The sequence below is a fragment of the Bacteroides sp. B1-V-101 genome, from assembly GCF_023656585.1.
Taxonomy (GTDB): domain Bacteria; phylum Bacteroidota; class Bacteroidia; order Bacteroidales; family Bacteroidaceae; genus Bacteroides; species Bacteroides thetaiotaomicron.
The window spans coordinates 56,788-68,450 of record NZ_JAMOKH010000034.1; the positions used below are offsets into that span (position 1 = coordinate 56,788).

General features: G+C 43.9%; 8 protein-coding genes. 4 read left to right on the plus strand and 4 right to left on the minus strand.

Annotated elements, in window-relative coordinates; all coding sequences use genetic code 11:
* Nucleotides 1–23 precede the first annotated feature (23 nt).
* The gene (locus tag NBH01_RS20315) at nt 24–260 is read left to right on the plus strand and encodes a hypothetical protein (protein WP_039848664.1); all 237 of its coding nucleotides are present in this window, start codon (nt 24–26) and stop codon (nt 258–260) included.
* A gap of 269 nt (nt 261–529) precedes the next feature.
* The gene (locus tag NBH01_RS20320) at nt 530–1,849 is read left to right on the plus strand and encodes an ATP-binding protein (protein ID WP_009017603.1); all 1,320 of its coding nucleotides are present in this window, start codon (nt 530–532) and stop codon (nt 1,847–1,849) included.
* Between the two features lie 70 nt (nt 1,850–1,919).
* On the opposite strand, the gene NBH01_RS20325 is transcribed toward NBH01_RS20320, so the two are convergent.
* From NBH01_RS20325 to NBH01_RS20340, 4 genes are all read right to left on the minus strand, one after another.
* On the minus strand, nt 1,920–2,174 hold the full coding sequence (locus tag NBH01_RS20325; RefSeq protein ID WP_004310159.1) for an RH3 domain-containing protein: 255 nt from the start codon (nt 2,172–2,174) through the stop codon (nt 1,920–1,922).
* A 6-nt stretch (nt 2,175–2,180) separates the two neighbouring features.
* Nucleotides 2,181–2,936, minus strand: coding sequence for a ParA family protein (locus NBH01_RS20330; RefSeq protein ID WP_009017602.1), 756 nt, complete (start codon nt 2,934–2,936; stop codon nt 2,181–2,183).
* A 238-nt stretch (nt 2,937–3,174) separates the two neighbouring features.
* Nucleotides 3,175–3,588, minus strand: coding sequence for a single-stranded DNA-binding protein (locus NBH01_RS20335; protein WP_009017601.1), 414 nt, complete (start codon nt 3,586–3,588; stop codon nt 3,175–3,177).
* Nucleotides 3,589–4,362: 774 nt separating this feature from the next.
* The gene (locus NBH01_RS20340; protein WP_009017600.1) at nt 4,363–5,139 is read right to left on the minus strand and encodes a TetR/AcrR family transcriptional regulator; all 777 of its coding nucleotides are present in this window, start codon (nt 5,137–5,139) and stop codon (nt 4,363–4,365) included.
* A gap of 1,109 nt (nt 5,140–6,248) precedes the next feature.
* On the opposite strand from NBH01_RS20340, the gene NBH01_RS20345 reads away from it, so the two are divergent.
* Together NBH01_RS20345 and NBH01_RS20350 are read left to right on the plus strand one after the other, a co-directional pair.
* Complete coding sequence (locus tag NBH01_RS20345) at nt 6,249–7,709, plus strand: hybrid sensor histidine kinase/response regulator transcription factor (RefSeq protein WP_229094231.1); 1,461 nt, start codon at nt 6,249–6,251, stop codon at nt 7,707–7,709.
* A 437-nt stretch (nt 7,710–8,146) separates the two neighbouring features.
* Nucleotides 8,147–11,029: a TIM-barrel domain-containing protein gene (locus NBH01_RS20350; RefSeq protein ID WP_009017598.1), complete on the plus strand. Its 2,883-nt coding sequence runs from the start codon at nt 8,147–8,149 to the stop codon at nt 11,027–11,029.
* The last annotated feature ends 634 nt before the right edge of the window (nt 11,030–11,663 follow it).

The following is an 11,663-nucleotide window of genomic DNA, read 5'->3' on the forward strand; positions in this document are numbered from 1 at the left end:
ATATTTAATTTCTTATTTTCCCTTTGTTCGGTTCTCTTTTCTGCCTGAACCGCTTGGGATTTACAGATGCTTTACAAGGACTGACGAATAAGCGATTTCCGACGCTTTTTCCGGAAAATTACTCTTTCGCAGAAAGGAAGAATTTTATAGGAAATGCACTTCAAAGCGACGGAATCAAGCGCGGCAGTCCACCTTTGCGTCTGGAAAACCAACCGGCGATGGCAGAAATGGACCGGATGAGTGGCATTAAAAGAATATAGAAAAGGAAGAATACGCTGAAAGGCGGATGGTAAAACGGATGGAACTATAAAGGGATGATTAACGATACAACGGGACAAGCGGAAGGACGTAAGACCAGACGGTGTAAAACAGGAATGGAACTTACCAGATAAAAATCCTTTGAGCCATTTCGCTAAATAAATCTGTATCAATTGCCTGTTTTACCAGAAATTTGCATTATTTTTGCAGTAACGAAACAGCCGTTTCGGAAACAGCCGTTTCGGAAACAGCAATAAAAAAGGATAAGGATATGAGATTTTTTGACAGGACAGAAGAAATAGCCTTTCTTCGCAAGATTCGCGAAATGGCCAAAAACAATGCTCAGTTTACAGTGGTAACGGGACGTCGCCGTATCGGTAAGACATCACTTGTGTGGAAAGCATACGAGGACGAACCGATTCTCTATTTCTTTGTTGCCCGGAAAGCCGAAGGCGATTTGTGTGAGGACTACCGGCTTGAAATAGAGAACAAGTTGGGGGTCCCAACCATGGGGCGGGCCGAACACTTTACCGATGTGTTTGAGTACCTGATGAAACTTTCGGCAGAACGTCCCATCACACTCTTTATCGACGAGTTCCAGGAGTTTTTCCGTGTGAACAAATCGGTGTTCAGCGATATGCAGCGCATCTGGGATCTATACAGCCCGAAGTCCCGTATTAACCTGATTGTCTGTGGTTCGATTTATTCCATGATGACAAAGATATTCAAGGATAAGAAAGAGCCGTTGTATAACCGGCAGTCGCGCTTTATGACTGTGCGTCCGTTTACCCCAACTGTTCTGAAAGATATTCTTTCGGAATACAACCCCGGCTACACGGCGGAAGATCTGCTGGCCTTGTACGCTTTCACGGGCGGTGTGGCGAAGTATGTACAACTACTCGTGGATGCAGGAGCAACAACCAAAACGACTATGCTCGACCAGATTATAAAGGCCGACTCCATATTTTTGGGCGAGGGTAAAGCGATTCTTATCGAAGAGTTCGGCAAGGATTACGGAATCTATTTCTCCATACTATCGGCCATTGCACGAGGAAAAACATCCCGTTCGGAAATTGAAAACGTGGTAGGCAAGGAAATCGGCGGTTATCTTACCAAGCTGGAAAAAGAATACGAAATCATATCGAAGAAGCAACCGCTGTTCGAGAAGAGTTCCGCCAAGAATGTCCGGTATGTCATCGAGGATAATTTTTTCACGTTCTGGTTCCGCTTCATCTACAAGTACAGCTATATGCTGGAGATAGAGAACTATGGAAGTGTGAAGATGATTATAGGTCGGGATTATGAAACTTTCAGCGGTCTGATGCTTGAACGTTACTTTAAGCGTGTACTGATAGAACGGCAAGTCTATACGCGTATCGGAGGCTGGTGGGACCGCAAGGGTGAGAACGAAATAGACATAGTAGCTGAAAACGAACTGGACGATACGGCGACATTTTTCGAAGTCAAACGCAAGGCCGAAAATATCGACATGGAAAAACTGGAAGCGAAAGCAGCCGCTTTCATGCGTGCAACGGGAGAGTTCAAAGGTTATTCCCTGTCATACAAAGGGTTGTCAATGACTGATATGTAGCAATACATATCGGCATAACGTACTAACAGAAGTCACAGATTTAAAAGAACGGGAAGCGAGGAACATACCCTCACTTACCGTTTTTTTCCAAATACTCCTTCATCGCCTCATTTACAATGTCTCTCAATGACATATTCTTCTCAATAGCAAGGAATTTCATACGCGTATGAACACTCTTGTCGATAACGAAATTGCAATGTACCGCAGGCTCTTTTTCAGTTTTAAGTGGTGTGGCTTCCTTCTTTTGCGGAGATTTCTTCGTGGATGACAGCAATCCGTCCAGTCCGCTTTTCATACTGTCTTTCAATAAATCACTCTTGCCCATATTGTCTTATTTTAATTTCAAAACCTCTTGTGCCAAAGCCATATAATCTTTGGCTCCATTGCAGTTCTTATTGTACTCAAAGACGTTCTTTCCCTTTATAGGAGCTTCGGCCAGTGCCACATTGTCCCGTACAATCGTTTTGAACACTTTGTCACAGAAAGAGTCATTGATAATTTCAGCTACGCTCTTGTTGAGTGTCTTGCGCTTGTCAAACTGGGTAATAACAATGCCACCAATACTCAGGTTCGGGTTCAGGCGTTCCTTGACAATCTCAATTACGCTTGTAATCTTCGCCATTCCGCGCATGGCGAGGAATTGTGCCTGCACCGGAATAATCAGAAAGTCCGCTGTGGTAAGGGCATTGAGTGTCAGCAAGCCCAGTGAAGGTGGACAATTAATCAGGATGTAGTCAAACTTCCGACTGTCAAGCAACTTCGTAATCAGACCTTTCAGTATCAACTCACGTCCCGGCTCGTTTATCAGTTCGGATTCTGCCGCCGACAGGTCGAGACAGGACGGCACAACAGCAAGTCCGTTCTCCAGTTCGATAACCGGTAAGGGATATTCGCCTCTCATTGCCCCATACACCGTTTGTTCTTCCTCAATGGAGAGACCACACGATTCTGTAAGATTTGCCTGCCCGTCCATGTCGATAGCCAGTACACGCTTTTTCTTCTGTCGCAAAGCAGCGGCAAGATTGATGGTGGTAGTTGTCTTGCCAACCCCACCCTTATGATTCAAAACAGCTATAATTTTTGTCATAATTTGATGTCTTTATATGCGATACAAAGATAATACTATTCTTAGTAAATACTATAATTAGTATATACTATTTTACTAAAAAGAGTATTTTAGTATTTACTACTATACTAAAATACTAATAAACTAAATGTAGTAAATACTACTTTCAGTAATAGGTAACTCACAAACTTCCTACTTTACTATAATTAGTAAATACTACATTTAGTATTTGTTGTTGTTCAATACTATATGCACATCATCAGAATGGCAAGTCTTCCTTGTCCTCTTGCGGCATAGCTACCGGTGGTACAGGTACATTACTTGCGGCATCTGTCGGACTCTCTGCTTCTGAAGTTGTACCCTCACGCTTTCCGGTATTGATGAACTCCAATGCGTCTGCCGTAATGGATAGTTGAATCTGACAGTTTTCATCCTTATCCTTCCACAGTGAAGCCGACAGTGTCCCCTCAATGAGCAGTAACCGTCCTTTGGTAAGATATTCGGATAGTCGAATATGGTTCTCTTTCTTACTCCGTACCCTTACCCAAGTAGTGATGCTGTTTCCATGTGAATAGTCATCTACCGCAATATCAAATGCAATGAATGAACCGTGTGCTCCAGTAATAACCTGGCAATCCTTGCCAATGCGACCAATTGTGTGAACGTATAACATAATAAATTCTTTTTGTGGCAGGTGGTTAATCCTACCGTTACCTTAGTTTATAAATATTCTTTATTTCCCTCTGTTCGGCCTGTTTGCGACCTCCGGGATGATTTTTTCTGCATCCAAAGGCGGCAGGAACAATCTGGCAAGGCTGAAGAGGAAAAATACGCTCACCAGCGGAGAGGAAGATTTTTGCGCTTCACTTGCGGCTGAATGCCGGCATTGACACGACTGGGACTGGCGATTACCTTTGCGGAAAAATTCAATCCACGGCAGGTTGCACGGCAGCAGAAAAGCGATAAATAGAAGTATATAAAAAAGGAATAGAAAACGCTAAAGCAGGGAATAATAAAACAGGAGAACGGACATGCAGGACTAAGATCCAAAGACTACCTTGAAACTGTGAATAGTTATATCATTATCCGCAATTTCAAGTCTGTTCGTGTACCCTTTGAAAAATAACTTGACGCACTTTATGTAACGCGCTACACAAAGCGTGTCAGATTTTTCTTGTAGCAGGCTATCAGTCCTTATACAGAGGGATATAGAAAAAAAATTATAAAAGTAACCGACAATAGCTAACGTCAAATACCCCTTGCTCCAATGACCAGATTAGACTATTAAGTCCATAATCACTTATATGTTCATGGATACACACGGCGGCCATACAGATAATGACCGCTATTAATACAAAGTATCCGAATAGGGATTTACAATAGAGTTTTGCGAATATTTTATGGTATTCTCTACTTATCAATATGATATGTACTATAAATAAAATTTTTAGCTTTCCTTTGAAAGTTCTCGTGAATTTCTATAGCTATTTGAAAGTAACATTTTTAAGTCATTTTTATTGATGCCCATGTATTTACATATTTTAAACTCACTTATGCCGTCAGATAACATTTCTTGAGCTGCTTTTCTATTCCTTTCATACGCTTCCAGTTTGTCAAAAATGGTATCTGTTAGATAATCTATCCATTCGAAAAAGACCTTTTCCCCTTTTTGAGTACTAAAATCTATTGTACAGGTTTTCGCACACCTCCTATGAAGTATCAGATAATAAATTCCTCCAATCAGATTCGCCATAATAGCTTTAATATTGATTTTCGCCGGTTTAAACAGATTGTCATAAAACGCAATCAAATTTAGATTCATAATATCCCGTGTTTCTGCTGTTCTCTTTGTCGTTTCATTGATAACCGACATTTCATAAAGTAACAACTTTTGCATTACAGTGTTATCAGACAAGTTCCTATAAAGGGTCTTGAATGTTTCCGCAAAAAACTTTTTAGGTCCCAATATGTTCAGGCTGGAAACGTCAATAGTATCATTGATCCAGAAATCATACTGCTTGGCAAGCCTGTCGTAAAGGTTTTCCATTGAGGCGTATCTTCTATAAAACACATTAGCTTCTATGTTTGCAGCTTTCATCAATGCACTCAAATTGGCATTACCAAAACCATATTCAGCTACAAGCTTTTCAAGTTCGGATATTACCTCCTTGTCTATTTGTTCATTTGTCCTCCTATTTCGAGCTTTCTTTTCTTTCTGTTTCACTATTATATAGTATGTTATAAAAATAAATCTGCAAAAATCAGTAAAAGGAAATATTTTTATTTTAGCCTTCGATAAACTTCTTCTTTTCTGAATTGACGATAATATCCCAAGGTCGGCTGTAAGTATTTATACAGCTATTCCATTCTCTTTCATTTGTTTTGATATAGAGCAATTGGGTCTGTTGCAAATATACATTTTTATGCTTTACAAACAATAGACAGAATATAAAAACTACGTTGCCAATAAATTTGCATTTCAGAAAGCGATGTATTAATTGCTTATTTATTGCTATATTATGGGAAAAATATCCAATTTGAAAAAAGAGCACTTTCTACACGAAGAAAACTTGCTGCACATCTACATCAAATCCCTGATAGTTTCCGATTGCGATAAGAGAAGTCAATTTGAATGAGACCCTAATGATTTCATATAAAGAAAACTTCATGTTAAATTATTCATGTGAGAATTATAAGAATAAAGAAGCATTATATCAACTAATATAACTAATATGGTAGTCAACAAGAAAAGACATCAGTCTAAAGTCATGTTTTTTATGATTGGACTGGCTCTCATTGGTTCACAATAATAAGGACGGTCAACCTATTACACTACCACAATATCAATTCCTGCTTTTATTACACTTTCAATATCACCTTCAAATGTAGCAAATCCACCTTGCACAACAGAATTTCATTGTGATGTTAGTACATTTGGGATAATATCAGAACTTTGGTGTGATGCTTGAACCTCCAGAGATTAATGCTTAAAACAACCTACAATTATAAAAAAACCAATCCATGTTATCAAACAATAACAAACATAGAATAAACGTCCAAGAATTAAACGAATGTTTGACTTGGACTCATAAATCAATTTAAGGTTTGATAATTTAGGAGGTTTATAATACCTGACATATATGTATATAATAAATGGGAGCAGAATTAATATCGCCCATACCCAAGAGATCAATTCCCACTTCGTAGTTATAGGTATATACTTTAGAATTTTAAAATGAGTATAGTATTCTACTATATATACTGATAATATCTCCGCTGGAAAGCATGATGAAAGAGGTGTCGGACGACAAACAATTGGGACGCTTGACGTTGATGCATCGCAATGCGCTTCGGCTGTTGAATCTCGTGAACCAATTGCTCGATTTTCGCAAGAGTGAAGTGGCGGGGCTGCATCTCACTCCTGCCGAAGGGGATATAGTGGCTTTCGTAAGGCATATTTGCGCATCTTTCCTGATGCTTTCTGAGAAGAAGAATATACATCTGACCTTTTATTCGGCTGTGGAGTCTTTGAACATGTTGTTTGATGAAGATAAAATGGGCAAGGTGGTGATGAACCTGCTGTCCAATGCCTTCAAGTTCACGCCCGAAGGAGGCCGGGTGGATGTTTCGATGGAAGTGTTGAAGGGTGAACCCGATAAGTTACTGTTGAAAGTATCGGATACGGGAACCGGAATAAAGGATGAAGATAAAGAGCACATCTTCGAGCGCTTCTATCAGGTCGACCATCCTGATCCGAACCTTCAGTCTACGGGCAGTGGTATAGGCTTGAGCCTGGTGCACGATTTTGTGACACTGCATGAAGGTACGGTGCAGGTATTGGATAATGTGGGTGCCGGAAGCGTATTTCTTGTGACCATCCCTATCAAGCAGGTCGGTCGGGAAGGGGCTGTTTCTGAATCCGGCAGAAAGAAAGAGGCGGAGAAAGTCTTTGTTGAGTCGGAAATAGAGCAAGCCTTGGACGAAGAAAACGAAGCATTGTCCGATGATATGGACGATACGACCGATGGCGGAGACAAAGAACAGCCTTTGGTGCTGGTTGTGGATGACAGCGATGACTTGGTGGCCTTCATGAAGGATAGTCTGAGCCTCTATTTCCGCATACAGACCGCTTCGAACGGAAGGGAGGCATGGCGGCTGATACCGGATTTGCAGCCGGATATCATTGTAAGTGACGTGATGATGCCCGAAATGGATGGCAATGAGCTGTGCCGTTGGGTGAAAACCGACAAACGCACCGAGAATATTCCGGTCATATTGCTCACTGCCAAGCAAGCGGTAGAAGATAAAGTGGAAAGCCTGACTATCGGGGCGGACGATTATGTGACGAAACCTTTCAATGTGGAGGTACTGATACTGCGCATGCGTAAACTGATTGACTTGTACGGTAAGCGCAGACAGCGTTTACGGATTGAACCTGAACCGAGCCGGATAGTTATCACCTCGTTGGACGAACAGTTGGTGGCGGATGCCATCAAGTATGTGGAAGCCAACATCGGCCGCAGCGACTTGTCTGTCGAAGAGTTGAGCCGTGAACTGGGGATGAGCAGGGTGCATCTTTATAAAAAGCTTTCGCAGATCACGGGCAAGACACCTATCGAGTTCATTCGCATCATCCGCCTGAAGAGAGCAGCGCAACTGCTTCGTGAAAGTCAGCGGAATGTATCGGAGATTGCCTATCAGCTCGGCTTCAATAATCCTAAATATTTCAGCAAGTACTTCAGGGACGAGTTCGGCGTTTTGCCCTCTGTCTATCAGGAGAGAGAGGGTAAATAACCGGAATTCGATATAAGGTTCCGGATATGGGTTTCATCCGTACAAGAAAGAGTTTTCATCAGCGGATAAAACCTCTCTTTGCCTTGTCTGAAACAGGAAGAGATTAGGAGAAGAGTTCTATCTTAGCGCTTGCGATGTATATCGCAGGCGCTAAGATATATATCGCAAGGCGCAAGATATACATCGCAAGCGCTAAGATAGAGTTTTCTCCCGTTGGCGGCGAATGTTTTCAGGCAGGTCTCATCATCTTTCGGACGGCATCTCGTTCACTTCTTTTCTTAATATCGGGTCAAATAACAACAGATACCCATTCCGGAAACATTTTATCTTTAAAGGCATCAAAAGATACCTTTTGTCTCAACATCCGGGAGGTGTGTTCCGGAAGAGGCTTCTTATCTTTGCACCGGAAGAAAAATCACTTTAAAGAACAGTAACGTATGAATTTGAAAAACACTTCAGTTTATTTGCTTGCCGCATGGATGCTTGCCGCATGTGCCGGAAGCGGACTTCAAAAGACGGAAAACGGCGTGATTATAGAAGTAAGCCGACAACGGCCTGCGGATGTGCGTAAGGTAAGGTTGGAGGTGATGGGCGAGAAGCTCATCCGCGTATCGGCCACTCCGGAGAAAGAGTTCTCGAAGGAACCAAGTCTCATACTGATTCCCCGGCAGCATAAAACAGCGTTTAAGGTGGAGGAGCAGGCGGATGAAGTCTGTGTGAAGACCTCCGAATTATGTGCCATCGTTTCAAAGAAAACCGGCGAAGTGCGTTTTACCGATGCTGCCGGAAACCTGATTCTGGCGGAAGACAGCAACGGAAGAACCTTTGCCCCGATCGAAGTGGAAGGTACCAAAGGATATACCGTTCGGCAAGTGTTCCAATCGGCAGGCGATGATGAGGCCTACTATGGCCTGGGGCAGCATCAGGCGGATGAATTCAACTACAAGGGGAAAAATGAGGAGCTGTTTCAATACAACACCAAAGTTTCCGTTCCGTTTATTGTTTCCAATAAGAATTACGGTGTGCTTTGGGATAGTTATTCCCTTTGTCGTTTCGGCGACCCGCGCGACTACTCGCAGTTGGGCGGTGTATTCAAGCTGTATGACAAGGATGGCAAGGAAGGTGCCTTGACGGGTACATACGTTCCGGCCGATAAGCGCGTGGAGACCATCGTGCGCCGTGAGGATTCTCTCTATTTCGAACACCTGGATCGTGCCGCCCGTTTGAAGAAAGTGATAAACCTGCCGGACGGATTCCCGTTTATGGGAGCGGGCGTGACGTATGAAGGCGAGATAGAACCATCGGAAACCGGCTTATTCCGCTTCATCCTCTATTATGCCGGCTATACCAAAGTATATATCAATAATGAGTTGGCAGTGCCCGAACGTTGGCGCACGGCCTGGAATCCCAACAGCTATAAGTTTGCGGTGAATCTGGAAGCAGGCAAGCGTGTTCCTTTAAAGATTGAGTGGAAACCCGACGGGCAAGTCTCTTACTGCGGATTGAGAGTGCTCAGCCCGGTGGCCGATGAAGAGCAGAACAAACTCTCCTGGTGGGGCGAAATGCAGAACGAGATAAACTATTACTTCGTATATGGCGACAATATGGACGAGGTGGTCAGCGGCTATCGTACACTGACCGGCAAGAGCCCGATTATGCCGAAGTGGGCAATGGGTTATTGGCAGAGTCGTGAAAAGTACAACACGAAGGAGGAGGTGCTCTCTACCTTGAAGGAATTCCGCAAACGTCGGATTCCCATCGACAACATCGTCATCGACTGGTTGCACTGGAAGCAGGATGCGTGGGGAAGCCATGAATTCGACCCTGAACGTTTTCCCGACCCCAAGGGGATGGTGCACTCTATCCATTCCATGAACGGCCGTGTAATGATTTCCGTGTGGCCCAAGTTCTATGTGACGACTGAGCATTATAAGGAATTCGACGAGAAAGGTTGGATGTATCGGCAGGCCGTAAAAGACAGTATCAGAGACTGGGTAGGTCCGGGCTATCTGGGTTCTTTCTACGATGCTTACGATGCCGATGCGCGTAAGCTCTTCTGGAAACAGATACAAGACCATTACTATCCTCTCGGAATCGATGCATGGTGGATGGATGCCAGCGAACCGAATGTGCGCGACTGCACGGATATTCAGTATCGTAAAGACCTTTCCGGCCCTACGGCTCTGGGACCTTCGGCCAAGTTCTTCAACACGTATGCCTTGATGAATGCCGAAGCTATCTATGACGGCCAACGCGGCATCGAGCCGGACAAGCGTGTCTTTCTGCTGACTCGTTCGGGCTTTGCCGGGCTGCAACGCTACTCCACCGCCACTTGGAGCGGTGACATTGCCACCCGTTGGGAAGACATGAAGGCGCAAATCTCTGCCGGACTGAACTTTGCCGTCAGTGGAATTCCTTACTGGACGATGGATATCGGTGGATTCTGCGTAGAGAATCGTTACGTGGCAGGCCAGCAGGAACTCAACCGGACGGGACGCGAGAATGCGGACTATAAAGAGTGGAGAGAATTGAATGCCCGTTGGTATCAGTTCGGTGCTTTCTGTCCTTTGTTCCGTGCGCATGGACAGTACCCGTTTCGCGAAGTATGGAACATTGCTCCCGAAGGGCATCCATGCTATAATTCCATCGTTTATTATACCAAACTGCGCTATAACATGATGCCGTATATCTATTCATTGGCAGGCATGACCCATTTCAACGATTATACCATCATGCGCCCGTTGGTGATGGACTTCACGGCAGATGCAAGCGTCAACGATGTAGGCGACCAGTTCATGTTCGGCCCGGCACTGATGGTTGCTCCGGTTTATGAATACGGTGCACGCACGCGCGAGATGTATTTCCCCGCCGGTTGCGGATGGTATGACTTCTACACCGGAACCTACGTGGAAGGTGGCCGGAAGCTGACAGTGGCTGCCCCTTATGAGCGCATTCCGCTCTATGTACGTGCAGGAGCCATCATCCCCTTTGGCCCCGACATGCAATACAGCGACGAGAAGCAGGCAGAGGAAATCACGCTCTTTGTTTATGCAGGGCAAGACGGGGCATTTACCCTCTACGAAGACGAAGGGGTGAATTATAACTATGAGAAAGGAAAATATGCTGCCATCCCATTAGTTTACAACGATGCAGAGGGAACTTTGACCATCGGCGATCGCACGGGCGAATATTCCGGTATGTTGGAAGAACGTATCTTCAATGTGGTGAAAGTGGGCAAAGATAAAGTGCAAGCCTTTGACTTGAAGGCGAAAGGTGCAGTGGTGAAATACAACGGAAAAGCACAGCGTGTGAAACTCTAATAACGTCTATTCGTGATGAAGAAACTATTGTTGCTTTCAATCGGACAGTCCGGAAGCATACGACTGACGGCTGCGGCCGATGGACTGAAACAAGGAGCGGCGGTTGTGAAAGTAAACTAACGTACTTCGGTCGGAGAAAAGTATTTGTTTCGGTGGTTTGTTTCATTATCTTTTCCTTGTTGAGAATTAATACCGTATGCTTGTCCGGAGGTATCCCCTGCAAGAGATACCTGTAGGCAGGCTTAGGTAGAGATATATCTCTATCGTGCTGGAAATATATCTCCACCGTGCTGCATCTATACTTCCAGCCGGGGTCATCTATATAGCCGGTTGTGACAGGACGGTTACTACTCTTTGAAGTAAATATTTTTCTTCTTCCTGCAAGACTTCGGGAATTGGAAGTGTGTGGTGTATTTTTCATGTGGCCTTTTCTTGCAGGTTTAATCTTTTTTACTATGTTTGCAGATGGTTACTTTAATAGCTATGGCCTATGCAGACATTATTTACCGGTGATCCGTCTACTACGGTGCAGTATTTTCCCTGTCTTTCCATTAAGGTACATTGTTGCAGGTATTGGTGGTTGAAGAATTGGGAATACAGTACGCTTTCGTTTCCTTTCTGGCGGATTTACCAC

Bases quoted from the DNA above. Each gene is read 5' to 3' on its own strand.
- NBH01_RS20330 (WP_009017602.1), bottom strand. From the start codon at position 2,936: ATGACAAAAATTATAGCTGTTTTGAATCATAAGGGTGGGGTTGGCAAG.
- NBH01_RS20325 (WP_004310159.1), bottom strand. From the start codon at position 2,174: ATGGGCAAGAGTGATTTATTGAAAGACAGTATGAAAAGCGGACTGGAC.
- NBH01_RS20345 (WP_229094231.1), top strand. From the start codon at position 6,249: ATGCATCGCAATGCGCTTCGGCTGTTGAATCTCGTGAACCAATTGCTC.
- NBH01_RS20335 (WP_009017601.1), bottom strand. From the start codon at position 3,588: ATGTTATACGTTCACACAATTGGTCGCATTGGCAAGGATTGCCAGGTT.
- NBH01_RS20320 (WP_009017603.1), top strand. From the start codon at position 530: ATGAGATTTTTTGACAGGACAGAAGAAATAGCCTTTCTTCGCAAGATT.
- NBH01_RS20350 (WP_009017598.1), top strand. From the start codon at position 8,147: ATGAATTTGAAAAACACTTCAGTTTATTTGCTTGCCGCATGGATGCTT.